The organism is Paraburkholderia terricola (assembly GCF_900142195.1).
Classification (GTDB): Bacteria; Pseudomonadota; Gammaproteobacteria; order Burkholderiales; family Burkholderiaceae; genus Paraburkholderia; species Paraburkholderia terricola.
Genome location: NZ_FRAB01000030.1, coordinates 61193 through 87683, shown reverse-complemented (window position 1 = coordinate 87683; position 26491 = coordinate 61193). Strand labels below are relative to the sequence as shown.

The 26491-nt window shown below is 63.5% G+C and carries 25 protein-coding genes; 18 read left to right on the top strand and 7 right to left on the bottom strand.

All coding sequences use genetic code 11. The features are described 5' to 3' along the window. Positions 1 to 482 precede the first annotated feature (482 nt). On the bottom strand, positions 483 to 1259 hold the full coding sequence (locus BUE39_RS23040) for an enoyl-CoA hydratase (protein ID WP_073431022.1): 777 nt from the start codon (positions 1257 to 1259) through the stop codon (positions 483 to 485). A gap of 135 nt (positions 1260 to 1394) precedes the next feature. On the opposite strand from BUE39_RS23040, the gene paaN reads away from it, so the two are divergent. The 5 genes from paaN to paaK all read left to right on the top strand — a co-directional run bounded on the left by paaN (position 1395) and on the right by paaK (position 7233). Continuing rightward, positions 1395 to 3095, top strand: a complete 1701-nt coding sequence (gene paaN / locus BUE39_RS23035) for a phenylacetic acid degradation protein PaaN (RefSeq protein WP_073431021.1) — start codon at positions 1395 to 1397, stop codon at positions 3093 to 3095. Between the two features lie 126 nt (positions 3096 to 3221). After that, positions 3222 to 4424 (top strand): 3-oxoadipyl-CoA thiolase, encoded by a 1203-nt coding sequence (gene pcaF, locus BUE39_RS23030; RefSeq protein WP_073431020.1) that lies wholly within the window; start codon positions 3222 to 3224, stop codon positions 4422 to 4424. A gap of 52 nt (positions 4425 to 4476) precedes the next feature. Continuing rightward, positions 4477 to 5268: a 2-(1,2-epoxy-1,2-dihydrophenyl)acetyl-CoA isomerase PaaG gene (gene paaG / locus BUE39_RS23025; RefSeq protein ID WP_073431019.1), complete on the top strand. Its 792-nt coding sequence runs from the start codon at positions 4477 to 4479 to the stop codon at positions 5266 to 5268. A 1-nt stretch (position 5269) separates the two neighbouring features. After that, entirely contained in the window at positions 5270 to 5731 is a 462-nt protein-coding gene (gene paaI, locus BUE39_RS23020; RefSeq protein ID WP_073431018.1) for a hydroxyphenylacetyl-CoA thioesterase PaaI, read from the top strand. Between the two features lie 197 nt (positions 5732 to 5928). After that, positions 5929 to 7233 (top strand): phenylacetate--CoA ligase PaaK, encoded by a 1305-nt coding sequence (paaK, locus tag BUE39_RS23015; protein WP_073431017.1) that lies wholly within the window; start codon positions 5929 to 5931, stop codon positions 7231 to 7233. A 135-nt stretch (positions 7234 to 7368) separates the two neighbouring features. Here paaK and mltA read toward each other — a convergent pair whose 3' ends face one another. Further along, positions 7369 to 8493 carry a murein transglycosylase A gene (gene mltA, locus BUE39_RS23010; RefSeq protein ID WP_073431016.1) on the bottom strand — a complete coding sequence of 375 codons (1125 nt, stop codon included), beginning with the start codon at positions 8491 to 8493 and terminating at the stop codon, positions 7369 to 7371. Between the two features lie 28 nt (positions 8494 to 8521). Here mltA and BUE39_RS35220 point away from each other — a divergent pair, with 28 nt between their 5' ends. Further along, entirely contained in the window at positions 8522 to 8683 is a 162-nt protein-coding gene (locus BUE39_RS35220) for a hypothetical protein (RefSeq protein WP_167363300.1), read from the top strand. Between the two features lie 57 nt (positions 8684 to 8740). Here BUE39_RS35220 and apaG read toward each other — a convergent pair whose 3' ends face one another. Further along, a complete protein-coding gene (gene apaG / locus BUE39_RS23005) occupies positions 8741 to 9115 on the bottom strand; it encodes a Co2+/Mg2+ efflux protein ApaG (RefSeq protein WP_073431030.1) in 375 nt (124 codons plus the stop codon). A 342-nt stretch (positions 9116 to 9457) separates the two neighbouring features. Between apaG and rpe the strand changes: the two genes are divergently transcribed. From rpe to BUE39_RS22965, 8 genes are all read left to right on the top strand, one after another. Continuing rightward, the gene (gene rpe / locus BUE39_RS23000) at positions 9458 to 10141 is read left to right on the top strand and encodes a ribulose-phosphate 3-epimerase (RefSeq protein WP_073431015.1); all 684 of its coding nucleotides are present in this window, start codon (positions 9458 to 9460) and stop codon (positions 10139 to 10141) included. A gap of 11 nt (positions 10142 to 10152) precedes the next feature. Beyond that, positions 10153 to 10869, top strand: coding sequence for a phosphoglycolate phosphatase (locus BUE39_RS22995; protein ID WP_073431014.1), 717 nt, complete (start codon positions 10153 to 10155; stop codon positions 10867 to 10869). 371 nt (positions 10870 to 11240) lie between these two features. Then, the gene (trpE, locus tag BUE39_RS22990; RefSeq protein WP_073431013.1) at positions 11241 to 12734 is read left to right on the top strand and encodes an anthranilate synthase component I; all 1494 of its coding nucleotides are present in this window, start codon (positions 11241 to 11243) and stop codon (positions 12732 to 12734) included. A 13-nt stretch (positions 12735 to 12747) separates the two neighbouring features. Beyond that, positions 12748 to 13341 carry an aminodeoxychorismate/anthranilate synthase component II gene (locus tag BUE39_RS22985; protein ID WP_073431012.1) on the top strand — a complete coding sequence of 198 codons (594 nt, stop codon included), beginning with the start codon at positions 12748 to 12750 and terminating at the stop codon, positions 13339 to 13341. Between the two features lie 17 nt (positions 13342 to 13358). Further along, positions 13359 to 14399 carry an anthranilate phosphoribosyltransferase gene (gene trpD, locus BUE39_RS22980; protein WP_073431029.1) on the top strand — a complete coding sequence of 347 codons (1041 nt, stop codon included), beginning with the start codon at positions 13359 to 13361 and terminating at the stop codon, positions 14397 to 14399. A 10-nt stretch (positions 14400 to 14409) separates the two neighbouring features. Further along, positions 14410 to 15195: an indole-3-glycerol phosphate synthase TrpC gene (gene trpC, locus BUE39_RS22975; protein ID WP_073431011.1), complete on the top strand. Its 786-nt coding sequence runs from the start codon at positions 14410 to 14412 to the stop codon at positions 15193 to 15195. A gap of 39 nt (positions 15196 to 15234) precedes the next feature. After that, a complete protein-coding gene (locus tag BUE39_RS22970; protein WP_073431010.1) occupies positions 15235 to 15861 on the top strand; it encodes a CYTH domain-containing protein in 627 nt (208 codons plus the stop codon). Positions 15862 to 15931: 70 nt separating this feature from the next. Then, positions 15932 to 16756: a uracil-DNA glycosylase gene (locus BUE39_RS22965; protein ID WP_073431009.1), complete on the top strand. Its 825-nt coding sequence runs from the start codon at positions 15932 to 15934 to the stop codon at positions 16754 to 16756. Positions 16757 to 16893: 137 nt separating this feature from the next. Here the strand turns inward: BUE39_RS22965 and BUE39_RS22960 are convergent, their stop codons facing one another. The 4 genes from BUE39_RS22960 to BUE39_RS22945 all read right to left on the bottom strand — a co-directional run bounded on the left by BUE39_RS22960 (position 16894) and on the right by BUE39_RS22945 (position 21605). Next, the gene (locus BUE39_RS22960) at positions 16894 to 17490 is read right to left on the bottom strand and encodes an FMN-dependent NADH-azoreductase (RefSeq protein ID WP_073431008.1); all 597 of its coding nucleotides are present in this window, start codon (positions 17488 to 17490) and stop codon (positions 16894 to 16896) included. Between the two features lie 154 nt (positions 17491 to 17644). Continuing rightward, the gene (locus tag BUE39_RS22955) at positions 17645 to 19435 is read right to left on the bottom strand and encodes a M61 family metallopeptidase (protein WP_073431007.1); all 1791 of its coding nucleotides are present in this window, start codon (positions 19433 to 19435) and stop codon (positions 17645 to 17647) included. Between the two features lie 103 nt (positions 19436 to 19538). Further along, positions 19539 to 20264, bottom strand: coding sequence for a DsbC family protein (locus tag BUE39_RS22950; protein ID WP_073431006.1), 726 nt, complete (start codon positions 20262 to 20264; stop codon positions 19539 to 19541). Positions 20265 to 20432: 168 nt separating this feature from the next. Beyond that, positions 20433 to 21605 (bottom strand): UbiH/UbiF family hydroxylase, encoded by a 1173-nt coding sequence (locus tag BUE39_RS22945; protein WP_073431005.1) that lies wholly within the window; start codon positions 21603 to 21605, stop codon positions 20433 to 20435. Positions 21606 to 21865: 260 nt separating this feature from the next. On the opposite strand from BUE39_RS22945, the gene ychF reads away from it, so the two are divergent. The 4 genes from ychF to ugpE all read left to right on the top strand — a co-directional run bounded on the left by ychF (position 21866) and on the right by ugpE (position 26456). Further along, the gene (gene ychF / locus BUE39_RS22940) at positions 21866 to 22960 is read left to right on the top strand and encodes a redox-regulated ATPase YchF (protein ID WP_073431004.1); all 1095 of its coding nucleotides are present in this window, start codon (positions 21866 to 21868) and stop codon (positions 22958 to 22960) included. A 363-nt stretch (positions 22961 to 23323) separates the two neighbouring features. After that, positions 23324 to 24649 carry a sn-glycerol-3-phosphate ABC transporter substrate-binding protein UgpB gene (ugpB, locus tag BUE39_RS22935; RefSeq protein ID WP_073431003.1) on the top strand — a complete coding sequence of 442 codons (1326 nt, stop codon included), beginning with the start codon at positions 23324 to 23326 and terminating at the stop codon, positions 24647 to 24649. An 80-nt stretch (positions 24650 to 24729) separates the two neighbouring features. After that, on the top strand, positions 24730 to 25614 hold the full coding sequence (ugpA, locus tag BUE39_RS22930; protein WP_073431002.1) for a sn-glycerol-3-phosphate ABC transporter permease UgpA: 885 nt from the start codon (positions 24730 to 24732) through the stop codon (positions 25612 to 25614). Continuing rightward, positions 25611 to 26456, top strand: coding sequence for a sn-glycerol-3-phosphate ABC transporter permease UgpE (gene ugpE, locus BUE39_RS22925; protein WP_073431001.1), 846 nt, complete (start codon positions 25611 to 25613; stop codon positions 26454 to 26456). The genes ugpA and ugpE overlap by 4 nt, the downstream gene beginning before the upstream one ends. The last annotated feature ends 35 nt before the right edge of the window (positions 26457 to 26491 follow it).

The following is a 26491-nucleotide window of genomic DNA, read 5'->3' as shown; positions in this document are numbered from 1 at the left end:
TCAGTTCAATGCCTGTTACTGTTTTTCGGTTGTTTTACCAACCGGTCGCTCACTCAACGTACTGACGAATGATCATCCTGTCTTTCAACAGGAAAACCTTCCTTTCATTACTGTGTGAGACTTGATACTTTCGCTTCCGGCAGACCCCGAAGAATCCACCGCGCGCCGCGCATCAAGCGCCCACACTTATCGGCTGTTAGTTTTTAAAGATCGGTTACGCATTCACCACCGTCACGACGCCCACTTCAACCACCCGGCACCGCTTCGTTCTGCGTCGCTGCATCTGCAGCAGAGAAACGAGATTATGGAGAACTTCCGTCACGCCGTCAACAGGTTTTTCCAACTTTCTAACCCGTCCGACCCGCCGCAAACCCCCGCCATTGCTGGCTCTCCCGCTTCCCGCGCCCCGCTGTCCGGGGCACGAAAGAGCGAGATTCTAGCGACCCCGAACGGGCCTTGCAAGCGTTATTTTGACAAACGTATTAACGATGTTTGAAAACCGGTTTGCGCTTCTCCACGAAAGCGGCCATCCCTTCCTTCTGGTCTTCCGTCGCGAAGAGCGAATGGAATAGGCGGCGCTCAAAATGCACGCCTTCTGCAAGCGTCGTTTCATATGCGCGGTTGACCGACTCCTTCACCATCATCACTGCCGGCAGCGGAAATTCAGCGATGGTCGCAGCCGCGGCGATGGACTCCTCGATCAGAGATGCGGCAGGAATGACGCGCGAAACGAGTCCGGCACGTTCGGCTTCCGCGGCATCCATAAAACGCGCGGTCAGGCAGAGGTCCATTGCCTTCGCCTTTGAGACGGCGCGCGGTAGCCGCTGCGTGCCGCCGGCACCCGGCATGATGCCGAGCTTGATTTCCGGTTGACCGAACTTTGCTGTATCGGCGGCGAAAATGATGTCGCACATCATCGCCAATTCGCAGCCACCGCCGAGGGCGAAGCCTGACACCGCTGCAATGATCGGCTTGCGGATGGAGCGCACCGCTTCCCAGTTGCGCGTGATGTAGTCGCCTTTATAGACGTCCATATACGTATAGGTCGACATCATGCCGATGTCGGCGCCCGCCGCGAACGCCTTCTCGCTGCCGGTAATCACGATCGCACCGATGGCGTCATCACCATCGAACTCGCGCAGTGCCTTTCCCAACTCGTCCATCAGCGCATCGTTCAAGGCGTTCAGCGCATTCGGACGATTCAACGTGACCAAACCGACCCGCCCTCGCGCCTCAACCAGAATATTTTCGTAAGCCATGCCCGCCTCCTAATCGATTAGTTCCCGCGCGAAAACGCTTCGCGCCGTCGTTCCAGTAATGCTACCATTCACAAACCAACCGGTCGGTCAATTATTCGACAGGGTTTTCTCAACGCACAGCCAAGCCCCTCTGCCATGACACACCCCCTATTCGCGAAGCACGAAGACACGTTGCAAAAGGCCCTCACCGCCATCGAGACGCGTGGCTACTGGAGTCCGTTCGTCGAGATGCCCAGTCCGAAAGTGTACGGGGAAACAGCTAATGCGGACGGCGAAGCCGCCTTCAAAGCACATCTGAACAAAGTCTTCGAACTGGACCAACCGTCCACCGGAGAAACCGTCGGCGCGGAGGTCTCGCCGTTCGGGTTTCCGCTCGGCGTGCGCTATCCGAAGGCGGATCCCGACGCACTCATTGCCGCAGCCGCCGAGGCGCAGCGCGACTGGCGTGGAGCCGGTCCGCAGGCATGGGTCGGCGTATGCCTGGAAATTCTGGCGCGCGTGAATCGCTCCAGCTTTGAAATCGGCTATAGCGTGATGCACACAACCGGGCAGGCATTCATGATGGCCTTTCAGGCCGGCGGCCCGCACGCGCAAGACCGCGCGCTTGAGGCGGTCGTGTATGCGTGGGACCAACTACGCAGTATTCCGGCCGACGCCCACTGGGAAAAACCGCAAGGCAAGAACCCGCCGCTCTCCATGCACAAGCGTTACACCGTCGTACCGCGCGGCACGGGGCTGGTACTCGGCTGCTGCACGTTCCCGACATGGAACGGCTATCCGGGCCTTTTCGCCGATCTCGCCACCGGCAACACGGTCATCGTCAAGCCGCACCCCGGCGCGATCCTGCCTCTCGCGCTGACCGTACGAATCGCGCGTGACGTGTTGCGCGAAGCCGGTTTCGATCCGAACGTCGTCACGTTGCTGGCCACCGAGCCGAACGACGGTGCGCTTGTCCAGGATCTGGCCGTGCGTCCGGAAATCAAGCTCATCGACTTCACGGGTAGCACGCAGAACGGCACGTGGCTCGAGCGCCATGCGCACCAGGCGCAGGTCTATACCGAGAAAGCCGGCGTCAACCAGATCGTGATCGATTCGGTCGACGACATCAAAGCCGTTGCCCGCAACATCGCCTTCTCACTTGCGTTGTATTCGGGCCAGATGTGCACGGCGCCGCAAAACATCTATGTGCCGCGCGGCGGCATTCGCGCCGCTGATGGCACGCTGAGCTTCGACGAGGTCGCGCAGGCCATTGCCGGCGCGGTGCAAAAACTGGTGGCCGACCCGGCCCGCGCAGTCGACCTGCTTGGGGCGATTCAAAACGACGGCGTCATCCGGCGCATCGAGGAAGCGGACCAGCTCGGCCGCGTTCTGGTCGAAAGCCAAGCGCTCGAACATCCGACTTTTGCCGGCGCGCGCGTGCGTACCCCGCTCTTGCTGCAACTGGATGCCGCCCATGATCACGCCAGCTTCACGAAGGAATGGTTCGGCCCGATTTCGTTCGTGATCGCCACGGATTCGACCGCACAATCTCTCGAACTGGCCGGCGCAATCGCCGCCGAGCACGGCGCGCTGACACTGTCGGTCTATAGCACCGACGAAGCCGTGCTCGAAGCTGCTCACGAGGCATCGATCCGCGGCGGCGTCGCACTGTCTATCAATCTGACGGGCGGCGTATTCGTCAACCAGTCGGCGGCCTTTTCCGACTTCCACGGCACCGGCGCAAACCCGGCGGCCAATGCCGCGCTGACCGACGCCGCCTTCGTCGCCAACCGCTTCCGCGTGGTTCAAAGCCGCGTTCATGTTGAACCCAAAGCAGCGCCGGCGGTAGCTGGCTGAACGACATAAGACGGAAGCACAGCGTTCGTCTTATGCCGTTTGGCCGAATGGACCGCGCTGTACGCCCCAACTAACATGAGACATCGAATCGGCATCTCGCGCCGATTCCTTTCGGCAGGAACCCATATGAACGACGCTTTCATTTGCGACGCGATTCGCACCCCAATCGGCCGCTACGGCGGCGCCCTGAAGGATGTCCGCGCCGACGACCTCGGCGCGGTGCCGATCAAGGCGCTGATCGAGCGCAATCCGGGCGTCGACTGGCGAACGCTCGACGACGTGATCTACGGTTGCGCCAATCAGGCCGGCGAAGACAACCGCAACGTCGCGCGCATGTCTGCGTTGCTGGCCGGTTTGCCCACTGAGGCGCCCGGCGCAACCATCAATCGCCTGTGCGGCTCGGGCATGGATGCGGTCGGCACCGCCGCTCGCGCGATCAAGGCGGGCGAGGCGCGTCTGATGATCGCCGGCGGCGTCGAAAGCATGACGCGCGCGCCGTTCGTCATGGGCAAGGCCGCCAGCGCGTTTTCGCGGCAAGCCGGGATCCACGACACCACCATCGGCTGGCGCTTCATCAATCCGCTGATGAAACGCCAGTACGGCGTGGACTCGATGCCTGAAACCGCGGAGAACGTCGCTGTCGAATTCGGTATCAGCCGCGCGGACCAGGACGCGTTTGCCCTCGCAAGCCAGCAAAAGGCGGCCCGCGCGCAGCGCGACGGCACGTTGGCTCAGGAAATCGTCGGCGTTGAAATTGCACAGAAGAAAGGCGATCCCGTGCGCGTGACGCTCGACGAACATCCACGGGAAACTTCGCTCGAAAGCCTGGGCAAGCTCAAGGGCGTGGTTCGTCCGGACGGTAGCGTGACCGCCGGCAATGCGTCAGGCGTGAACGACGGCGCATGCGCACTGCTGCTCGCGAACCAGCAAGCTGCCGATCAATACGGCCTGCGTCGCCGCGCCCGCGTGGTGGGCATGGCAACGGCGGGCGTCGAGCCACGCGTCATGGGTATCGGGCCCGCGCCGGCTACACAAAAGCTCATCAGGCAACTCGGCATGACGCTCGACCAGTTCGACGTGATCGAACTCAATGAGGCCTTCGCATCACAGGGCCTAGCCGTTCTCCGCACGCTCGGTCTGCGCGATGACGATCCGCGCGTCAATCCGAACGGCGGAGCGATTGCGCTTGGCCACCCGCTTGGCGCATCGGGCGCGCGTCTGATCACGACCGCGCTGTATCAACTCGAACGAAGCAATGGCCGCTTTGCACTTTGCACGATGTGTATCGGCGTGGGCCAAGGCATTGCGTTGGTGATCGAGCGGCTCTGACGGCGGCACCGCAGCGCCCATCGATCAAAGACACTTTGAGAGGAGACACCCAATGTCGTATGAAGCGATCCGCGTGCACATCGACGCATCCAGCCATGTTGCGACCATCACGCTAAACCGCCCGGACAAGCTCAATAGCTTCACGCGCGCAATGCATCAGGAACTGAGCGCGGCACTCGACGAGGTCGAAGCCTCCGGCGCGCGCGCCCTCGTCCTGACCGGCGCGGGACGCGGCTTCTGCGCGGGCCAGGACCTGGCGGACCTCGACTTCACGCCCGGCGCGATGACCGATCTGGGGGCACTGATCGATGAATATTTCAATCCGTTGATTCGCCGCCTGCAAGCGCTGCCGCTGCCAGTGATCGCGGCAGTCAACGGCACGGCTGCCGGCGCCGGCGCCAACCTCGCGCTGGCTTGCGACCTTGTGCTCGCGGCCCGCTCCGCAAGCTTCATTCAGGCTTTCGTGAAGATCGGCCTCGTGCCGGACTCCGGCGGCACCTGGTTTCTACCGCAACGCATCGGCATGGCGCGAGCCTTGGGGCTCGCCGTCACCGGCGACAAACTGGGCGCGGAGAAAGCCGAAAGTTGGGGCTTGATCTGGCAAGCCGTCGACGACGCGGAGCTCGCCTCCAGCGCGGCGCAACTCGCCGCAACACTCGCACAGCAACCAACGCGCGCGATTGCCGCGATCAAACAGGCGATGCGCGCCGGCGCGACGCAAACGCTCGATCAGCAACTCGATCTGGAGCGCGATTTGCAACGCCAACTCGGGGCGTCCCACGATTACGCGGAAGGCGTGCAAGCCTTCGTCGAAAAACGCGCGCCGCGTTTCGAGGGCCGCTGACATGTCCACGCAACCAAACCGTCCCGAGCAGACGACGCCGGATGAACTCGCCCGCGCAACCGCCGCCGCCATGTACGAGAACGACGCATGCAGCCGGGCGCTCGGCCTCGAGATCGTCGAGGTGCGCCAAGGCTATGCGCGTCTGCGCATGGTCGTGCGCGACGATTTTCTGAACGGCCATCAGATTTGCCACGGTGGCCTGATTTTCACGCTCGCCGATTCGGCGTTCGCGTTTGCCTGCAACACGTACAACATCAACACGGTCGCATCCGGCTGCTCGATCGAGTTTTTACGGCCGGTTGAAGGCGGCGACGTGCTGATAGCGGAGGCCATCGAGCAAACGCTGAGCGGCCGAACCGGCATCTACGATATTCGCGTCACGAACCGCGCGGAGGAAACCGTCGCAATGTTCCGCGGTAAGTCCGCGCAAATAAAAGGCAAGCTGATTCCCACGGGCGATTAATCGGCCGAGGGCGCGGCAATCAGGAGGCAACCGTACGCCAACCACCCGGCCGCCCCGCAGCAAATCCACAAGAGATTGCGCGGCACCGCGCCGGCTCATTGGCACCACGTCCATAAATAGCAGACAGTCCCCGGTTTTTTGCGCGAGCGCGCCGCACACCAGACGACTCAAGCATTGAGGCAGCAAGGAGACATTCGATGACTACCGCCCTTCCGCTCGATCCGATCGAGACCGCCAGCCGCGACGAACTTGCCGCGCTTCAACTCGAACGGCTCAAATGGTCGCTGAATCATGCGTATGAAAATTCGCCGGTGTATCAGCGCAAATTTGATGAAGCCGGCGTTCACCCAAGCGAGGTGAAAACGCTTGCGGACCTGGCGCGCTTTCCCTTCACCACGAAGAAGGATCTGCGCGACAACTACCCGTTCGGCATGTTCGCGGTGCCGCAGGAACAGATCTCACGAATCCACGCGTCGTCCGGTACGACCGGCAAGCCGACCGTGGTCGGCTACACGGCGCGCGATATCGATACGTGGGCGAATCTCGTCGCGCGTTCGATCCGCGCCGCCGGCGCGAAGCGCGGCGACAAGGTTCACGTGAGCTACGGCTACGGTCTCTTCACGGGCGGCCTCGGCGCGCACTACGGCGCGGAGCGCGCAGGGCTCACCGTCATCCCGTTCGGCGGCGGCCAGACCGAAAAGCAGGTGCAGCTGATTCAGGATTTTCGGCCCGACATCATCATGGTCACGCCGAGCTACATGCTTTCGATTGCCGACGAGCTCGAGCGGCAAGGCATCGATCCGGCGACTTGCTCGCTGCGTCTCGGCATCTTCGGCGCGGAACCGTGGACCAACGACATGCGCCATGCGATCGAAAAGCGCATGGGCATCGACGCTGTCGATATCTACGGCTTATCCGAAGTGATGGGGCCCGGCGTGGCGTCGGAGTGTGTGGAAACGAAAGACGGCCCGACCATCTGGGAAGACCATTTCTATCCCGAGATCATCGACCCTGAAACCGGCCAGGTGTTGCCGGACGGCGAACTCGGCGAACTGGTGTTCACGTCGTTGACCAAGGAAGCGCTGCCGATCATTCGCTACCGGACTCGCGATCTCACGCGCCTCCTGCCGGGCAGCGCCCGCACCATGCGTCGAATGGAAAAAATCACCGGGCGCTCGGACGACATGATGATCGTGCGCGGCGTGAACGTGTTCCCGACACAGATCGAGGAATTGCTGCTCAAGCAGCACGCTCTCGCGCCGCACTACCAGATCGTGCTCACCAAGGAAGGTCCGCTCGACGTGCTGACGTTAAACGTGGAGCCCTGCGCGGAGACGGCGCCAGATACCGTCGCGTTGAACACGGCAAAGCAGGCGCTGGCGTACGACATCAAGGCGCTGATCGGCGTAAGCGCCGTGGTGAATGTGCTGGCGGTGAACGGGATAGAGCGGTCGGTGGGAAAGGCCCGCCGGGTAGTGGACAAGCGTAAGTCGGGGCTTTAGGCCAGGCGGCCGGCGCCGCACCCAATTGCGGCGCCGGGACTGCAACGTTAGCCAACGTTAGGCACTTCAATGCCCACGCGACACGCGGCGGCCTTGCCTCTGGGGAAAACCGCTGCGCTCGCTACCGTTAGCTCATCACGAATTCGGCAGCAACAACCACATCCGGCCACCCTGCTTCATCTTGCCGGCCAAATCGCCGGCGTCGTCGCCCAGCCCCCAGAAGTAATCGGCGCGCACGCCGCCCCTGATCGCGGAACCCGTGTCTTGTGCGAAGACGAGGCGATTCATCGGCGAGTTCGTCAGCGGACGCGTGGTCTGCAAGAACACCGGCGTACCGAGCGGAATGGACGCCGGATCGACCGCGATCGACCGCTCCGGCGTCAGCGGCACACCGAGCGCGCCGATCGGACCGTCCGCGCCGCCGCCAGGCACGCTCTCGCCGGACGGCATCTCCCGGAAAAACACGAAGCGCGGATTGGTATCGAGCAGCGCATCGACCCGCGCCGGATTCGCGCGCGCCCATGCCTTGATTCCCTGCATGGTGGCCTGCGAAGGCGTGAGTTCGCCACGATCCAGCAGCCACCGCCCGATCGACTTGTACGGCTGATTGTTGGTGCCGCCAAAGCCGACCCGCATCACGCTGCCGTCTTCCATCACGATGCGCCCCGAGCCCTGCACTTGGAGGAAAAACGCTTCGATCGGGTCGTCGACCCACACCAGTTCGTTGCCGTTGAGCACGCCGGAACGCTCCAGTTGCGCACGCGCCGGCAGCGGCGCGCCCGCACGATAACCGGACGGCCAGCGATACAGCGCCGTTTGATACACGCCGTGCCGCGTACGCGAACCGCGCAGCAACGGCTCGTAGTAACCGGTGACGAGACCGTCGAGCGTGCCGTCGTTATTCGCTAGCTGGAATGGCGTGAAATAGGCTTCAAAAAACGCCCGCGCACTGGTGACGTCGAGGTCGTCGATTTGCGACGCCGCGGCACAAGCACGAGCCCAGTTCGATTGACGCGCCAGCCTCACGCAGTTTTGCCGCAAAGCGGCCGTCGCGCCGATCAGCGAATCATCTTGCCAGCCCGGCACTTGCTGCCAGGCCACCGCCGTGAGCCGCGCCGGGGCGATCTGCCCGGGTATGATCGCGGCGCCCGTGGGCGGCGAGACCGAGGGCCGTACCGTGCCTCCGCCGCCGCAGGACGCCAGCATCACCGCAACCGAAAGCGCCCCGAGCCACGCTCCGGCCGTGCGGACAAAACGCATACAATGTTCGTTCTTGATGGAAACCGCCATGTCTGATCTGTTCGACGAATACCCAATGCTCATCTTCGCGCTGGAATCGCTTCTCGCGCTCTTCCTGCTCGTCTTTATCGTTGTGTGGACGTCGTCAGGCAAGAAGAAAGCCGCACGCGCCAACGATAACCAACAGTCCAAGCAGCAAAAAACGCGGTAAAGCTGGGCGCTCAACCGCGCAATGGACTGTTTAAAGACCGCGGGTTACGCCCCCGGTTCAATGCAACGTGCGCGGCATGCGCAAGATGAACTCCGGCACCGGCGCATCGAAACGCTCACCGTCTTCCGCCACGCAAAAATACTCGCCGCGCATGGTGCCGACCGGCGTGGCGATAACCGCCCAACTCGTATATTCGAAGTGCTCGCCCGGTTTGAGCAGCGGCTGATGGCCGACCACGCCCAGGCCCTTCACTTCCTGCACGTTATTGTCGCTGTCGGTAATCACCCAATGACGCGCAATCAACTGCGCGGGCACCTGGCCGCTGTTACGGATAGTCAGCGTGTATGCGAACGCATACTGGCGGCGCTCCGGGTCCGACTCTTCGGGCAGATATTGCACCCGCGCCGAGACGCTGAATTCGTACTGGCTCATCGTGATTCCGATCTGGTGAAACAGGTGTGAAAAATCGCGGAAAGCCCTAGCGCCAATGGTTTGCGGGCGCATCGGCGAAGTGGCGCTTGATGGATTGGCATTCTGCTTCATGCGCGGCACGCCCGCAACCGGACAAATCCTCTGGCCAAGGGCGACTCAGGCGTTTTGTCACCTGGTGTATCACCCACGCGGTTCGAACCGCAGCCGGCCTTGGACCGCCCGTCAGCCATGCGCGAACCATACGCGCGCCACGCGCAAGCCGCCTGCAAGCCGCCCGCAAGCCGGTTCAGAACCGCACAAAACGGTAAAATAGCGCTTTCCCGCTTGCCTCCGCCTCCCGCCATGACGCAATTCCGCATCGCACCCAGCATTCTGTCCGCCGACTTCGCGCGCCTCGGCGAGGAAGTGCGCAACGTCGTCGCCGCCGGCGCCGACTGGATTCACTTCGACGTGATGGATAACCACTACGTGCCGAACCTGACCATCGGCCCGCTCGTCTGCGAGGCGATCCGCCCGCACGTGGACGTGCCGATCGACGTGCATCTGATGGTGCGCCCGGTCGACCGGATCGTGCCGGACTTCGCGAAAGCCGGCGCGAACCTGATCAGCTTTCATCCGGAAGGCTCCGATCACATAGACCGCACGCTTTCGCTGATTCGCGACCACGGCTGCAAGGCCGGCCTGGTGTTCAACCCCGCCACGTCGCTGAATTATCTGGACCATGTGATGGACAAGCTCGATCTCGTGCTGATCATGTCGGTGAATCCAGGCTTTGGCGGTCAATCGTTCATTCCCGAGGCGCTCAACAAGCTGCGTGAAGCACGCAAGCGGATCGACGCCTATAAGGAAAAAACCGGCCGCGAGATCCATCTGGAAGTGGACGGCGGCGTGAAGGTCGACAACATCGCCGAAATCGCGGCAGCCGGCGCCGACACGTTCGTGGCCGGTTCGGCCATCTTCGGCGCGCCGGATCACAAGGTCGTGATCGACAAGATGCGCGCGGCGCTTGCCGGCATCGAGCACTGAAACCCGCCGCCATGACTGCTCCGTTTCCCGCCCCGGCGTTCACCGGCCCGCGCCTGCAAGCCGCGATCATCGACCTCGACGGCACGATGGTCGACACCGCGGACGATTTCACCGCCGGCCTGAACGGCATGCTCGCGCAACTCGACGCACTCGAAACCTCGCGCGAGGAAGTGGTCGGTTATGTCGGCAAGGGTTCGGAGCATCTGATCCGCAGCGTGCTCGCGCCGCGTTTCGAAACGGCCCACGCACAGGACCGCTTCGACGAGGCGCTCGCGCTCTATCAGGCGGAGTACGCGAAGATCAACGTTCTGCATACGCGCTTGTATTCCGACGTCGAAGCCGGCCTGATCGCCATGCGCGACGCCGGCCTCAAACTCGCCTGCGTGACCAACAAGCCGCACCGGTTCGCGGTCGACTTGCTGCGGCAGTACGGGCTCAGCCAGTATTTCAGCGTCGTGCTGGGCGGCGACAGCTTGCCGAAAAAGAAGCCGGACCCGCTACCCATGCTCACGGCCGCGGCGCAACTCGGCGTCGAACCGCAAGCCACGGTCGCGATCGGCGACTCCGAAAACGATGCGCTCGCGGGCCGCGCGGCGGGCATGGCAACGCTTACCGTGCCATACGGCTACAACCACGGCCAAGCTATACAAACAATAAAATCCGATGGTATAGTTGCCTCGCTGCTGGAGGCCGCCAAGGCAATCGCAGCGCACCAATCCACGACTTGAAAAGTCCCTCATCCTCATGTTTCTGAATAAAAAACGGAGTCTGATTAGCATCGACCGGGGAGCCTGGCCCTGGCGTCGCTGGTCGCGCTAACCTCCTCTGAGGTACGCTGAAGTTCGTCTTCGGCAACCGTTTTTTACTTCGCTGCGCTCACGCGTTTTTTTCCATCGTCTTGTTTCGCTGCACCGGTTGATTCAGCCCGCGTGTACCCGCAAAGTACATCTGTGCGCTGACATTCGCTGCACGCGTCGATGGGAAACTCGCGCCGGTCGGTATCATCGTATCGAAACGTCGAACGAACGGCTGACCGGCCGCGCAATGCCCCGCTTTGTCCGACGCACGCTGCCGCCGGACCTACGAACAGGATCGGAACATGACCGAACTCGAATTCCAGTCCCTCGCCAACGAGGGCTTCAACCGCATTCCGCTGATCGCCGAGGCGCTCGCCGACCTCGAAACGCCGCTTTCGCTGTACCTGAAGCTCGCGCAGAGCGAGCGCAACGGCGCCAACTCGTTTCTGCTGGAATCGGTGGTGGGCGGCGAGCGCTTCGGCCGCTATTCGTTCATCGGATTGCCGGCGCGCACGCTACTGCGCACCCGCAACGGCGTGTCGGAGGTGGTGCGCGACGGCAAGGTGGTCGAAACGCACGAGGGCGATCCGCTCGAATTCATCCAGCAATTCCAGGGGCGCTTCAAGGTGGCGCAGCGCCCGGGGCTGCCGCGTTTCGCGGGCGGCCTCGCGGGTTACTTCGGCTATGACGCGGTGCGCTACATCGAGAAGAAGCTTGCGCATACCGCGCCGAAAGACGATCTGAACCTCCCCGACATCCAGTTGCTGCTCACTGAGGAAGTCGCGGTGATCGATAACCTCGCGGGCAAGCTGTACCTCGTGGTCTACGCCGACCCGACGCAGCCCGAGGCATACACGAAGGCCAGGCAGCGTCTGCGTGAATTGCGCCAGCGTTTGCGCACGACCGTGCAGCCGCCGGTCACGTCGGCGAGCGTGCGCACCGACACCTACCGCGAATTCGCGAAAGACGACTATCTGACCGCCGTGCGCAAGGCGAAGGAATACATCGCCGCGGGCGAGTTGATGCAGGTGCAGGTCGGCCAACGTCTGACCAAACCATACCGCGACAATCCGCTCTCGTTGTATCGCGCGCTGCGCTCGCTGAATCCGTCGCCGTATATGTACTTCTACAACTTCGGCGACTTCCATGTGGTCGGCGCGTCGCCGGAAATCCTGGTGCGCCAGGAAAAGCGCGGCGAGGACCGCATCGTCACGATCCGGCCGCTCGCCGGCACGCGTCCGCGCGGCAACACGCCGGAACGCGACGCCGAACTCGCCACCGAACTCCTGAACGATCCGAAGGAAATCGCCGAGCACGTCATGCTGATCGACCTCGCGCGCAACGACGTGGGCCGCATCGCGCAGATAGGCTCGGTGGTCGTCACCGACAAGATGGTGATCGAAAAGTACTCGCACGTGCAGCACATCGTAAGCTCGGTGGAAGGCAAGCTGAAACCCGGCACCACCAATTTCGACGTGCTGCGCGCCACCTTCCCGGCCGGCACGCTGTCGGGTGCGCCGAAGGTCCGCGCGATGGAACTGATCGACGAACTCGAACCCGTGAAGCGCGGCCTGTACGGCGGTGCGGTCGGCTACCTGTCGTTCACCGGCGAGATGGATCTGGCCATCACGATCCGCACCGGCGTGATCGCCAACGGCAATCTGTATGTTCAGGCGGCGGCGGGCGTGGTCGCGGATTCCGTGCCCGAGTCCGAATGGCAAGAGACCGAGAACAAGGCGCGCGCGGTGCTGCGCGCCGCCGAGCAGGTGCAAGACGGCCTCGACAGCGACTTCTGACCGGAGACAGACCATGCTGCTCATGATCGACAACTACGACTCGTTCACCTACAACCTGGTGCAGTACTTCGGCGAACTCGGCGAGGACGTGCGCACCTACCGCAACGACGAAATCACGCTGGACGAAATCGCGAGGCTCAACCCCGAGCGCATCTGCCTGTCGCCGGGTCCGAGCAATCCGCAACACGCCGGCATCACGCTCGACGTGCTGCGCGAATTCGCCGGCAAGACGCCGATTCTCGGCGTGTGCCTCGGCCATCAGGCGATCGGCGAGGCGTTCGGCGGCCGCGTGGTGCGCGCGCAGACCATCATGCACGGCAAGGTGAGCACGATCGAAACCGACTGCAAGGGCGTGTTCGCCGATCTGCCCAGGCACTTCGCCGTCACGCGTTATCACTCGCTCGCGATCGAACGCGAGTCGCTGCCCGAGTGCCTGGAAGTGTCCGCATGGACCGAGGACGGCGAGATCATGGGCGTGCGCCACAAGCAACTCGCGGTTGAAGGCGTGCAGTTCCACCCGGAAGCGATCCTGTCCGAACACGGCCACGCCTTGCTCGAAAACTTCGTGAAGCAGTCGAAGTCCGCCGTCACCCACCGCACCGCTTGATGAAGAGAGACGACATCATGTCGATTACGCCCCAGGAAGCGCTGCAACGGACCATCGAGCACCGCGAGATTTTCCACGACGAAATGCTGCATCTGATGCGGCTCATCATGCGCGGCGAACTCTCGCCCGTGATGTCGGCGGCGATCATCACCGGCTTGCGCGTCAAAAAAGAGACCATCGGCGAAATCACCGCCGCCGCCACGGTGATGCGAGAATTTGCCCGGCACGTCGAGGTGCAGGACAACTCGAATTTCGTCGATATCGTCGGCACCGGCGGCGACGGCTCGCACACCTTCAACATTTCCACGGCGACCATGTTCGTCTCCGCCGCGGCGGGCGCCAGGGTTGCGAAGCACGGCAATCGCGGCGTGTCGAGCAAGTCGGGCAGCGCGGACGTGCTCGAGGCGCTCGGCGTGAATATCGACCTGCAGCCGGAACAGGTGGCGGCGTCGATCGCGGAAACCGGCATGGGCTTCATGTTCGCGCCGAACCATCATCCGGCCATGAAGAACATCGCGCCGGTGCGCCGCGAACTCGGCGTGCGGACCATCTTCAACATCCTCGGGCCGCTCACCAATCCGGCCGGCGCGCCGAATCAGCTCATGGGCGTATTTCATGCCGACCTCGTCGGCATTCAGGTGCGCGTGATGCAGCGCCTCGGCGCGAAGCATGTGCTGGTGGTGTACGGCATGGACGGCATGGACGAAGTCTCGCTCGGCGCGGCGACGCAAGTCGGCGAGTTGCGCGACGGCCAGATCCACGAGTACGAGATTCATCCCGAGGACTTCGGCATGCAGATGGTGTCGAACCGCACGCTGAAAGTGGCCGACGCCGCCGAATCCAAGGTGATGCTGCTCGAAGCGCTCGACAACAAGCCGGGCGTCGCGCGCGAAATCGTCACGCTGAACGCGGGCACGGCGCTCTATTCGGCGAACGTGGCCGCGTCGATCGCGGACGGCATTCAGCTCGCACGCGAAGCGATCGCCAGCGGCAAGGCGCGCGCGAAGGTCGACGAACTGATCCGCTTCACCCAGCAATTCAAGCAGTCATTTTCGTAGCGAGATACTCATGAGCGACATCCTCGACCGCATCATCGCGGTCAAACGCGAAGAAGTGCGCGCGGCCGAACAGAGCGCGCCGCTCGAAGAACTGCGCCTCGAAGCGTCGGCGCGCGATATCCGCGATTTCGTCGGCGCATTGCGCGCGAAGCACACGGCGGGGCTCGCCGCGGTGATCGCCGAAGTGAAGAAGGCCAGCCCGTCGAAGGGCGTGCTGCGCGAGCACTTCGTGCCGGCCGAGATCGCGCGTTCGTATGAGAAGCACGGCGCGGCCTGCCTGTCCGTGCTCACGGACGTGCAGTTCTTCAAGGGCAGCGTCGCGTATCTGCAGGAAGCGCGCGCCGCGTGCGGCCTGCCGGTGCTGCGCAAGGACTTCATCGTCGATCCGTACCAGATCGTCGAAGCCCGCGCGATGGGCGCCGACGCGATCCTGCTGATCGCCGCCGCGCTCGCTACCTCGCAGATGCAGGACCTCGAAGCGCTCGCGCATTCGCTGGGCCTCGCGGTGCTGGTCGAGGTGCACGACAGCCGCGAACTGATGGAAGCGCTCACGCTGAAAACGCCGCTGATCGGCATCAACAACCGCAATCTGCGCACCTTCGAAACGTCGATCGAGACGACCATCGGCATGCTCGAATCGATTCCCGACGACCGCATCGTCGTCACCGAATCGGGCATCCTGTCGCGCGTCGATGTCGACCGGTTGCGGGCGATGGACGTGCATACGTTCCTCGTCGGCGAGGCGTTCATGCGTGCGGAAGAACCGGGCGTGGAACTGGCCCGGATGTTTTTCTAGGCGCGGGGTCGGCACACGGCAGAGGTAGCGGAGCACGTCATGGGCATGGAACGCGAAATCAAGCTGGCGCTGCCGGCGAGTCAGGTGAAAGCGGCGACGCAGTGGTTCGTCGAGCGCACTGGTGAAGCGGGCCGCGCGGTCAAGCTGTCGAATATTTACTTCGACACGCCTCGGCTGACGCTCGCCAGTTCGAAAAGCGCGCTGCGTCTGCGGCATACGCCGGACGGCTGGTTGCAAACGTTCAAGACGGTGGGTCTCGCAAAGGGTGGTTTGCACAGCCGGCACGAATGGGAAATGCCCGTGGCGGGCGAAAAGCTGGAGATCGACGCCTTGCTGCACGAGTGCGACGAGCCGGCCGCCGGGCAAGCGCTGCGCCAGGCTGCGCCGGAACTGATCGAACTGTTCCGCACGAATTTCACGCGCACGCTGTGGCATGTCGCGATCGACGGATCGAAAGTCGAGGCCGCGATCGACCAGGGCGACGTTCTGGCTCAAGTGAACGGCGAACTCCGCCGCGCGCCGATCTCCGAAATCGAGCTGGAACTGAAATCCGGCGATGAAGCCGCACTGCACGCGCTGGCGGCGGAACTCGGCAAGCAGGTCGCCGGCCTCGCTCCCGACGACATCAGCAAGGCCCAACGCGGTTATCAATTGCGAGCGAGCTGACTCCGCGACACAAACCCGCACGGCAAACGCACCTTGAGCCCCAACGCGTTTGCTGCGACACTTCCCCGCCATGACCTCCGCATCCCGCACCCGCTCCACGCCGTCGCAGGCTTCGCTGTTCGGCGACGCTCCGGCCACGCCGGCCAACGCAACCGCGCAGCCGCACGCACAGCCAACGACCACGCTCGAAGCCCAATTCGACGCCCTGCCTCCCGCATGGCGCGCGCACCTCAAACCGTTCATCGAAAGCGACGCCTATGCGCCGCTATGCCGTTTCGTCGACGGTGAGCGCGCCGCCGGCAAAACCGTCTATCCCACCGACGTGTTCCGCGCATTGCGCCTCACCAGCCCGGACGACGTGAAAGTCGTCATCCTCGGCCAGGACCCCTACCACGGCGAAGACCGCGGCACCCCGCAAGCTCACGGACTCGCGTTTTCGGTGCCGCCCGCCGTGCGTCCGCCGCCCTCGCTGCGCAACATCTTCAAGGAAATCGCCGCGAGTCTCGGCTACGAGCCGCCGCGTCACGGCTGCCTCGACGCATGGGCCAGGCAAGGCGTGCTGTTGCTGAACACGGTGTTGACCGTCGAGCGCAATGCCGCCGCGAGTCACGCGAAACGCGGCTGGGAGAAATGCACGGATACGCTGATTCACGAACTGGCGATGCGCCACGACGGCCTCGTGTTCATGCTGTGGGGCGCGCATGCGCAGGCCAAGCGCGCGTTGCTCGGCGGCAAGTCGCATTACGTGCTGGAAGCGCCGCATCCGTCGCCGCTGTCGGCGCATCGGGGCTTTCTCGGCTGCGGGCATTTCGCGGCGGCCAACGAGTATCTGGCGAAGCACGGCCGCCAACCGATCGACTGGCGCTTGCCCGACGAAGCGCAGACGCTGGCTTAAGCGCTCACGAATGCCACTCGCGCCGGCGACACGGGCCAACGCCTCGAAGGCATAAAAAACGCCACGGAATTCGTATTCCGTGGCGTTTCTTCATTCCTCGCCGCTGCGGTCACATGCAGCGGCGCAACCCTCGCAGCTTACGCGGCAGCAATCGCTTCGCGCGCGGCGGCCAGCGCGGCGCCGGCTGCGTCCGGGCCCATGTTCAGGCCTTCGGCGTAGATGAAGTTGACGTCGGTCATGCCGATGAAGGCGAGGAAGGTCTTGAGATACGGCGTCTGGCTGTCGCCCGGCGTGCCCAGATACTTGCCGCCGCGCGCCGACACGACGTAGACCTTCTTACCCTTCACGAGACCTTCAGGACCGTTCGCCGTGTACTGGAACGTGACGCCGGCGCGTGCGATGAAGTCGAAATACGTCTTGAGCTGCGACGAGATGCCGAAGTTGTACATCGGCGCGCCGATCACGACGATGTCGGCGGCTTGCAGTTCGGCGATCAGCGCGTCGCTGCGCGCGGCGATCGCGGCTTGCTCCGGCGTGCGCTGGTCGGCGGGCGTGAAGAACGCGCCGAGCACGGCGTCGTCGAGATGCGGCAGCGGTTCGGCTTGCAGGTTACGGACGACGACTTGCGCGCCCGGATTCGATTGTTGCAGCTTGGCGGTGAGTTCGTTGACGAGGAGCGTCGAGTTCGCGCCTTGCGAGCGGGCTGCCGAGTTGATTTGCAGGATCGTGGTCATGGTTGACTCCAGTGGGGGCGCGCAGTGTTGCGCGAGTGGAGCCATTGTGTTTTTTTACCGACCCGGGAAAAAGCCATTGAAAGGCGACGGATTGTTGCACTGGTAGAACAATCCGCCACCCTCAGCCGCCGATTGACGGCACTACGGATTACGATCAGCTTGCCAGCCAGCGCTCGCGGGCCTTGCGCGCGGCGGGCCGCCTGTCGCTGATCGTGAGCTTGTAGCGCGTCGCCTCAGGCCCGTCCAGCTTGACTTGCGCGGCGCGCAGTTCGTCGCGGCGAAAGGCATGGATTTCCACTTTTGCGCCGGGCAGATAGCGCGACAGCAGCGCGTCGAGATTCGAGCCGGTCACGCGCAGGCCGTCGAGCGCGATCAGCACGTCGCCGGCCGAGAGGCCCGCTTTCTGCGCGGCGCTGCCGTCGTGAACCGCCGTCAGCGTGCAATCCGCCCCGCCGCGCACCCGCGCACCGAGCGACGGTTTGCCGTTCTTGTCGAGATCGGGCGCGAGCGTCACGCCGAACGGTTCGAAGAGCGCGTCGAGCGGCAGATCGCGCGTCCCGTGCACGGCTTCGGCGAACAGTTCGCCCAATTGCGCGCCGGTCGCTTCGGCGAAAATCGCCTCGATCTCGCTTTCCTCGACGCCCACCGGTTTGCCGCGATAAAAGTCACGGCCGAAACGCTGCCACAGCAGACGCATCACGTCGTCGAGCGATTTGCGGTTGCCGGTTTGCGCGCGGATCGTCAGATCGAACGCGAGCGCGACGAGCGAGCCCTTGGTGTAGTAGCTGACGATCGCGTTCGGCGCGTTTTCGTCCTGCCGATAGTATTTGACCCACGCGTCGAACGAGCTTTCGGCGACGGTCTGCTTCAGGCGGCCACTGCCGCGCTGCACGCCGCCGATCACCTTGCCGAGCATGCCGAGGTAGTCGTCCGGCGAAATCAGGCCGCTGCGCACGAGAATCAGATCGTCGTAGTACGAGGTGAAGCCCTCGAACAGCCACAGCAGCGACGTATAGTTTTCCGCGTTCAGATCGTACGGCGCGAACACGGCCGGCTTGATCCGCTTCACATTCCACGTGTGGAAGTATTCGTGGCTGCACAGACCGAGATAGGTCCGGTAGCCTTCAGTGAGCGCGTCCCGGCCTTGCACCGGCAGATCGCCGCGATTGCAGATCAACGCGGTCGAAGCGCGATGTTCGAGCCCACCATAACCATCGGCGACGGCCTGCGTCATGAAGACATAGCGGTCGACCGGCGCTTTCTTCGACTTCGGCTCGAACAACGCAATCTGCGCTTCACAGATGCGCTTGAGGTCGGCGGAGAGCCGCGCCATGTCCAGCCCGACCACGCGCCCGGCGATCACGATGTCGTGCGGCACGCCATGCGCCTTGAAGGTGGCAAGCTCGAACTCGCCGAGCGTAACCGGATGATCGATCAAATCATCGTAGTTCTGCGCGCGATACTCGCCAAAGCCGTAACGTTTCGTGCCGCGCGCTTCCGGCAGCGCGGTGGCGACGCGCCAGTTGCGATACGCGGCGCCTACCGGCTTCTGGATGTCGACCACGCACGGCGCGTCCTCGTGGCCGAGCGGCGAGAGAAACACGCTCGTGCCATTGAAGAAACCCGTCGTATCGTCGAGATGCGCCGCGCGCACCGACAGATCCCACGCATACACCTCGTAACGCAGCGTCAGCGCGCCTTTGACCGGCGCGGCCCGCCACGTGTGCTTGTCGGTCTTTTCGACACGCACCTTGCGGCCCGCCTCGTTGAAGGCGCGCAGCGTGACGATGTTGCGCGCGAACTCGCGCACCATGTAGCTGCCCGGAATCCACACCGGCAGCATGAAACGCTGGCCGGCCGGATCGGGATCGGCGACGGTGACGGTGATTTCGTACAGATGGGCGGCGGGTTGGCTGGGAACGATGCTGTAGCGGATCGGCTTCATCGGGGATCGGAAGATTCGAGGCGGGATGTTCGGGGCTTGATGTGAAAGGAGGCGCACTCCGCGCCTCCTTGCTTCGATGTGCTGCCTTGCTCGGTTTCGGCGCTCAATGCACCGCGGACAATTCCTTATTCAGGCGGTCTGCCGGCACGGCGCCGGGCAAACGGCGGCCGTCGGCGAGGAACACCGTGGGCGTGCCTTCGACGTTCATCGCGCGGCCGAGCGCCAGGTTCTTGTCGATCGCCGCGGTATCGCAGGTGCCGGCGGCGGTGGGCGCCTGATGGTCCTGCATCCACGATTCCCATGCCTTCGCGCGGTCGGTCGAGCACCAGATCGACTTCGATTTGGCGGTCGAATCCGGCGACAGCACCGGGTACAAAAAGGTGTAGACGGTGACGTTGTCGACCGATTTGAGCGTGGTTTCGAACTGCTTGCAGTACGGGCAGTTCGGATCGGAGAACACGGCGATCTTGCGCGCGCCGTTGCCCTTCACGACCTTCACCGCGTTCGCGAACGGCAGGCTCGCGAAATCGATGCGGTTGGTTTCCGACAGACGCGCTTCGGTCAGATTCTTGCGGCTCTTTGCATCGACGATATCGCCGAGCATCAGGTAATCGCCGTTCGCGTCGCTATAAATGATCTGCGTGCCGAGGTTCACTTCGTAGAGGCCGGCGATCGGCGATTTCGTCACGCTCTTGATCGTGACGTCGGCGAGACGCGTTTGCAGCGTGGCTTTGAGCTTGTCGGTGGTCTGGTCGGCCTGCGCCGAGCAACCGATCGTGACAGCGGCAATGGCGAGCGCGGCGGCCACCATGCGAAAGGGGGTTTTCATGCTGAATTCCTGAGTTCTATCGCGCGTATTGCGCGTTGTGCGACATGCGCGTTTGCTACGTCTTCATTTGCGACGTGCGCGTTGTGCGACGGTTCCAGTCTGACCGCAACGGCGTCCGTCCGTGCATGATACCCGTCTCGCCGCGCCGGCCATGCGAGGTAGCGCGCGTTACCCGAGCGCGGCCGACACCAGCCAGCGCTTGATGAACGGCTGCGCGCCGACGAAGGCCATGCCCGTATTGCGCAGCACCTTGGCGAACGGGCCGGGAACGGAAAAGAGCTTTTGCAGGCCGTCGGTGGCGATCATCAGCGCGCGGATGTCCTCGCGGCGGGCGCGCTCGTAGCGGCGCAGCAGCACCATGTCGCCGAGATGGCGAAACGACTCCTTGCCGGCGACCGTTTCGGCGAGCGCCGCGACGTCGCGCAGACCGAGATTCATGCCCTGTCCCGCCAAAGGATGAATCAGATGCGCGGCGTCGCCGACCAGCGCGACGTGCGGCGCCACCAGCCGGTCGACGGTTTGCAGCGCGAGCGGGAAGCCCTTCGCGGGCGTCACGCATTCGAGCGCGCCGAACTGGCCGCCCGTTACGCGTTCCACTTCGGCGGCGAGCTGCGCCGGATCGAGCGCGACGAGTTGCTCCGCGTGCTCGGTGCGCGCCGACCAGACCAGCGACACGTGGCCGTCCGGCATCGGCAGCAGCGCGATGATCTCGCCGTCCCGGAACCATTGGTAGGCGGTTTCGCCGTGCGGCTTGTCGGCCTTGAAATTCGCGACCACGCCGGTCTGTTTGTAATCGCGCCGGTTCATCTTCGAACCGATCTGCGCGCGCACCCACGAATGCGCGCCGTCCGCGCCGACCACCAGATCGGCTTCGAGCACGTTGCCGTTGGCGAGGCCGACGCTCGCGCCGTCGACGGTAAAGTCCAGCGCCTGCGCGCGCGTGTCGATCCAGGTGAGATTCGGCTGGAAGCGCAGCGCCGCATCCAGCGCGCGCTCGATCACCGACGACTCCACGATCCACGCCAGTTGCGGCACCGAGGCCTGAAACGCGGAGAAATGCAGTTCGGCGTGCGCGTCGCCGTAGACCCGCATGTCGTACACCGGCCCGAGCCGCGACAGGTCGAGCGCCTGCCAGATCCTCAAGCGCTCCAGCAAAGCCTGCGAACTCGACGACAACGCATAGACCCGCGAGTCGAAAGCGGCGCCGGCGGGCAACGCCGCGCAGGGTTGCGCGAGCAGCGCCACGCGCAGCCCGCCTTGCGTCAGCGCGAGCGCCGCGGTCTTGCCGACGAGCCCGCCGCCGATCACGGCGGCATCAAAGGTCTGGTGGTGTGCGTTCATGCGCGCATTATAGCCGTGGGGGTTGTGGGGGACGGATCGGCCGCGCGGCTTACCCGAGGCAGATCAAGAAGCCGATCCGAACGGGTTACAATTACGCCTTCCGTGACAAAACTCGCCCAGAATCGCCGAGGCAACGCCCGGTCTGGTGTCTTGTCCCGCTCCGCTGCGTTTCCTCCGCCACGCCAAACGCGAAGGCTTTTCGAATCCTGCACACAGCGTCGAGCGCATCACGCAATTTACTGAATCACTGAAGGATTTCCATGAGCCTCAAATGCGGCATCGTCGGCTTGCCCAACGTCGGCAAGTCCACCCTGTTCAATGCGCTGACCAAGGCGGGCATCGCCGCCGAGAACTATCCGTTCTGCACGATCGAACCGAACGTGGGCATTGTCGAAGTGCCGGACGCGCGCCTGAAGGCACTCGCCGAAATCGTCAAGCCGGAGCGCATCCTGCCGGCGGTGGTGGAATTCGTCGACATCGCCGGTCTCGTGGCCGGTGCGAGCAAGGGTGAGGGTCTCGGCAACCAGTTTCTCGCGAACATCCGCGAAACCGATGCGATCACGCACGTGGTGCGCTGCTTCGAAGACGAGAACGTGATTCACGTCGCGAACAAGATCGACCCGCTGTCGGATATCGAGGTGATCAACACCGAACTGGCGCTGGCCGACCTCGCAACCGTCGAAAAGGCGCTCGCGCGCTATTCGAAGGCCGCCAAGTCGGGCAACGACAAGGAAGCGGCCAGGAACGCCGCCGTGCTCGAAAAGGTCCGCGCGCAACTCGACCAGGCCAAGCCGGTCCGCGCGCTCGACCTCTCGGACGAAGAAAAGGCGACGCTCAAGCCGTTCTGCCTGATCACCGCCAAGCCGACCATGTACGTCGCCAACGTGAAGGAAGACGGCTTCCATAACAACCCGCACCTCGACGCGGTCACGAAATTCGCGGCGACGGAAAACGCGCCGGTGGTGGCGGTGTGCGCGGCGATCGAAGCGGAAATCGCCGACCTCGAGGAAGCGGACATGGAAGTGTTCCTCGCCGACATGGGCATGGAAGAGCCGGGCCTGAACCGCGTGATCCGCGCGGGCTTCAAGCTGCTCGGCCTGCAAACCTACTTCACTGCCGGCGTGAAGGAAGTGCGCGCGTGGACGATTCATGTGGGCGATACCGCGCCGCAGGCCGCGGGCGCGATTCACACCGATTTCGAGCGCGGCTTCATTCGCGCGCAGACCATCGCCTTTAACGACTTCATCACCTATAAGGGTGAGCAAGGCGCGAAGGAAGCGGGCAAGATGCGCGCTGAAGGCAAGGAATACGTCGTGCACGACGGCGACGTGATGAATTTTCTGTTCAACGTTTGAGGTTTGGTCTCAACGCGCGGCGGACGTCGTATTGGCGCCGTCGCCGTTCGAGGCAGCCCCCGGAAGTGCCTGCTCAGCCCGCTCCAAGCGGGCTTTTTCTTTGGTCGCTCTTCACCGCGCCGGGGCACCCGCACCGCGGCGGCATCGCGACACCGTCCCTTTCCGATTCATCGCGGCCGATGTTAAATTGCGGCATTCGGCGCCATCGAAGCAACGAGCCGCTCGTCGGCCATCGACGCCGAACTGTCATCGAACACAAATAGAATCGCGCGGTTTCATCCGCGCCCCGTTCCCAGCAAGCATGTTGCATGGGACCAGACTAAGCGCTAAGCGCTAACGCTGGTCGACCAAGGAGACAAATCGATGAGTTGCAAGCCGCTGTTCCGTTCGCTTTCCGTGGCCGCCGTGCTGAGCCTCGGCGTCACCCAGGCCGCCCAGGCCGCCACCGAAATCCAGTTCTGGCACGCCATGGAAGCCGCGCTGGGCGAACGCCTGAACGACATCGCCAACGCGTTCAACGCATCGCAAAGCGACTACAAGATCGTGCCGGTATTCAAGGGCACCTACGACCAGACGCTCGCCGCCGGCATCGCCGGTTATCGCAGCGGCAATGCGCCGGCCATTCTGCAGGTCTACGAAGTCGGCACCGCGACCATGATGCAGGCGAAGAAAGCCGTGATCCCGGTCTCTGACGTGTTCAGGCAAGCCGGCGTGCCGCTCGATGAAAAAGCCTTCGTGCCGACCATCGCGAGTTATTACAGCGACGCCAAGACCGGTCACTTGATCTCGATGCCCTTCAACAGTTCGACGCCGGTGCTGTACTACAACAAGGACGCCTTCAAGAAAGCCGGGCTCGATCCGAATCAGCCGCCGAAAACCTGGGCCGAGTTGCAAGTGGACGCGCAGAAATTGAAGGCCTCGGGCATGGCGTGCGGATACTCGTCGGGCTGGCAAAGCTGGATTCAGCTTGAAAACTACAGCGCCTGGCACGGCGCGCCGTTCGCGTCGAAGAACAATGGTTTCGACGGCGCCGACGCGCAGCTCGAATTCAACAAGCCGGTGCAGGTCGCGCACATCCAGTTCCTGCAGAACATGCAGAAGGACGGCTCGTTCACCTACGTCGGCCGCAAGGACGAACCGATCTCGAAGTTCTATAGCGGCGACTGCGGGATCATCACGAACTCGTCCGGTTCGCTCGCCACCATCAAGAAGTACGCGAAGTTCAGCTTCGGCACCGGCATGATGCCGTACGACGCGAACGTGAAGGGCGCGCCGCAGAACGCGATCATCGGCGGGGCGAGCTTGTGGGTCCTGGCGGGCAAGGATCCGGCCGTGTACAAGGGCGTGGCCGCGTTCCTCGCGTATCTGTCGTCGGCGCCGGTCGCCGCGAAGTGGCACCAGGACACGGGCTATCTGCCGGTCACCACCGCCGCGTATCAATTGACGCAGCAGCAAGGCTTCTACGAGAAGAATCCGGGCAGCGACACCGCGATCAAACAGATGCTCAACAAGCCGCCGCTGCCGTACACGAAGGGCTTGCGTCTGGGCAACATGCCGCAGATCCGCACCGTCATCGACGAAGAACTCGAACAGGTGTGGGCACAGAAAAAGACGCCGCAAGAAGCGCTCGACTCCGCCGTCACGCGCGGCAACGAACTGCTGCGCCGCTTCGAAAAAGCCGGCAGCTAAGCGCTGCGCCAGCCGGCAGGGTTTCGGCGTGCTTCGCGCCGGAACCCTGCCGGCAGCAAGTCGAACCCAGGACACCTTCGATGGAAAAGCGCTCCAGCTTCGGCACCAGCCTGCTGCCCTATCTGCTCGTCGCGCCGCAACTCGCGATCACGCTGCTGTTCTTTCTGTGGCCGGCCGGCGAGGCGCTGTGGCAATCCACGCAAAGCCAGGACGCGTTCGGCACGTCTAGCGAATTCGTCGGGCTCGCCAACTTCAAGCAGCTCTTCGCCGACCCGCTCTATCTGTCGTCGTTCAACACGACGCTGATTTTCTGCACGCTCGTCACGCTGTCCGGGCTTTTGGTCTCGCTGTTGCTGGCCGTTTGCGCCGACCGCGTGACGCGCGCCGCCAAGACCTATCAGACGCTGCTGATCTGGCCGTATGCGGTCGCGCCCGCGATCGCCGCCGTACTGTGGTCGTTCCTGTTCAACCCGAGCATCGGCCTCGTCACCTATGCGCTGGCGAAGTACGGCATCGTCTGGAATCACGCGTTGAATGCAAGCCAGGCGATGTTTCTGGTGGTGCTCGCGTCGGTCTGGAAGCAGATCAGCTATAACTTTCTATTCTTCTATGCGGGCCTGCAGGCGATTCCGCGCTCGCTGATCGAGGCCGCCGCGATCGACGGCGCAGGACCCGTGCGGCGTTTCTTCGGCATCGCGCTGCCCTTGCTTTCGCCGACCAGTTTCTTCCTGCTGGTGATCAACATCACCTACGCGTTCTTCGACACCTTCCCCGTGATCGACGCGGCCACCGGCGGCGGCCCCGCGCAATCGACCCGCACGCTGATCTACAAGATTTTCGCCGAAGGCTTCCAGGGACTCGACATCGGCAGTTCAGGCGCGCAGTCGGTGATCCTGATGGTGATCGTCGTCGCGCTGACCGTCGTGCAGTTCCGTTTCATCGAACGCAGGGTTCAATACTCATGATCGAGAACCGCCGCGGTTTCGACCTCTTCTGTCATGCGGTGCTGATTTTCGGCGTCGTGCTAGTGGTGTTTCCCGTGTATGTCGCGTTCTGCGCCGCGACGATGAGCGAGCGCGAGATTTTCAGCGTGCCGCTCTCGCTCGTGCCGAGCTCCCATCTGCTCGAAAACGTCGCGACCGTCTGGGCCCGCGGCAGCGGCAATGCGGCGGCGCCGTTCGGCCGCATGCTGTTCAACAGCCTGGTGATGGCGCTGGTGATTTCGATCGGCAAGATCGCCGTCTCGATGATCTCCGCTTACGCGATCGTGTTCTTCCGCTTCCCGTTTCGCAATCTCGCGTTCTGGCTGATCTTCATCACGCTGATGCTGCCCGTCGAAGTGCGGATCTTCCCGACCGTGCAGGTCGTGTCGTCGATGCAGTTGAGCAACACGTACAGCGGCTTGACGTTGCCGCTGATCGCGTCGGCCACCGCCACCTTTCTGTTTCGCCAGTTCTTCATGACGCTGCCCGACGAGTTGATGGAAGCGGCGCGCATCGACGGCGCCGGGCCCATGCGCTTCTTCTGGGACGTGGTGTTGCCGCTATCGAAAACGAACATGGCGGCGCTCTTCGTCATCACCTTCATCTACGGCTGGAACCAGTACCTATGGCCGATCCTGATCACGAGCCAGCAGTCCCTCACGACTGCGGTGGTCGGCATCAAGAGCATGATCGCGTCCGGCGACACCGCGACCGAATGGCATCTCGTGATGGCCGCGACGCTGCTCGCGATGCTGCCGCCGCTCGCCGTCGTGCTGACGATGCAGCGCTGGTTCGTGCGCGGCCTGGTGGACTCGGAAAAGTGAGCCGCGGTAAGCCGCGCCTCACATGAACGAACGTC

Coding starts and splice junctions, on each gene's coding strand:
- BUE39_RS23040 (WP_073431022.1), bottom strand. CDS start 1,259: ATGGCTTACGAAAATATTCTGGTTGAGGCGCGAGGGCGGGTCGGTTTG.
- paaN (WP_073431021.1), top strand. CDS start 1,395: ATGACACACCCCCTATTCGCGAAGCACGAAGACACGTTGCAAAAGGCC.
- pcaF (WP_073431020.1), top strand. CDS start 3,222: ATGAACGACGCTTTCATTTGCGACGCGATTCGCACCCCAATCGGCCGC.
- paaG (WP_073431019.1), top strand. CDS start 4,477: ATGTCGTATGAAGCGATCCGCGTGCACATCGACGCATCCAGCCATGTT.
- paaI (WP_073431018.1), top strand. CDS start 5,270: ATGTCCACGCAACCAAACCGTCCCGAGCAGACGACGCCGGATGAACTC.
- paaK (WP_073431017.1), top strand. CDS start 5,929: ATGACTACCGCCCTTCCGCTCGATCCGATCGAGACCGCCAGCCGCGAC.
- mltA (WP_073431016.1), bottom strand. CDS start 8,493: ATGCGTTTTGTCCGCACGGCCGGAGCGTGGCTCGGGGCGCTTTCGGTT.
- BUE39_RS35220 (WP_167363300.1), top strand. CDS start 8,522: ATGTCTGATCTGTTCGACGAATACCCAATGCTCATCTTCGCGCTGGAA.
- apaG (WP_073431030.1), bottom strand. CDS start 9,115: ATGAGCCAGTACGAATTCAGCGTCTCGGCGCGGGTGCAATATCTGCCC.
- rpe (WP_073431015.1), top strand. CDS start 9,458: ATGACGCAATTCCGCATCGCACCCAGCATTCTGTCCGCCGACTTCGCG.
- BUE39_RS22995 (WP_073431014.1), top strand. CDS start 10,153: ATGACTGCTCCGTTTCCCGCCCCGGCGTTCACCGGCCCGCGCCTGCAA.
- trpE (WP_073431013.1), top strand. CDS start 11,241: ATGACCGAACTCGAATTCCAGTCCCTCGCCAACGAGGGCTTCAACCGC.
- BUE39_RS22985 (WP_073431012.1), top strand. CDS start 12,748: ATGCTGCTCATGATCGACAACTACGACTCGTTCACCTACAACCTGGTG.
- trpD (WP_073431029.1), top strand. CDS start 13,359: ATGTCGATTACGCCCCAGGAAGCGCTGCAACGGACCATCGAGCACCGC.
- trpC (WP_073431011.1), top strand. CDS start 14,410: ATGAGCGACATCCTCGACCGCATCATCGCGGTCAAACGCGAAGAAGTG.
- BUE39_RS22970 (WP_073431010.1), top strand. CDS start 15,235: ATGGGCATGGAACGCGAAATCAAGCTGGCGCTGCCGGCGAGTCAGGTG.
- BUE39_RS22965 (WP_073431009.1), top strand. CDS start 15,932: ATGACCTCCGCATCCCGCACCCGCTCCACGCCGTCGCAGGCTTCGCTG.
- BUE39_RS22960 (WP_073431008.1), bottom strand. CDS start 17,490: ATGACCACGATCCTGCAAATCAACTCGGCAGCCCGCTCGCAAGGCGCG.
- BUE39_RS22955 (WP_073431007.1), bottom strand. CDS start 19,435: ATGAAGCCGATCCGCTACAGCATCGTTCCCAGCCAACCCGCCGCCCAT.
- BUE39_RS22950 (WP_073431006.1), bottom strand. CDS start 20,264: ATGAAAACCCCCTTTCGCATGGTGGCCGCCGCGCTCGCCATTGCCGCT.
- BUE39_RS22945 (WP_073431005.1), bottom strand. CDS start 21,605: ATGAACGCACACCACCAGACCTTTGATGCCGCCGTGATCGGCGGCGGG.
- ychF (WP_073431004.1), top strand. CDS start 21,866: ATGAGCCTCAAATGCGGCATCGTCGGCTTGCCCAACGTCGGCAAGTCC.
- ugpB (WP_073431003.1), top strand. CDS start 23,324: ATGAGTTGCAAGCCGCTGTTCCGTTCGCTTTCCGTGGCCGCCGTGCTG.
- ugpA (WP_073431002.1), top strand. CDS start 24,730: ATGGAAAAGCGCTCCAGCTTCGGCACCAGCCTGCTGCCCTATCTGCTC.
- ugpE (WP_073431001.1), top strand. CDS start 25,611: ATGATCGAGAACCGCCGCGGTTTCGACCTCTTCTGTCATGCGGTGCTG.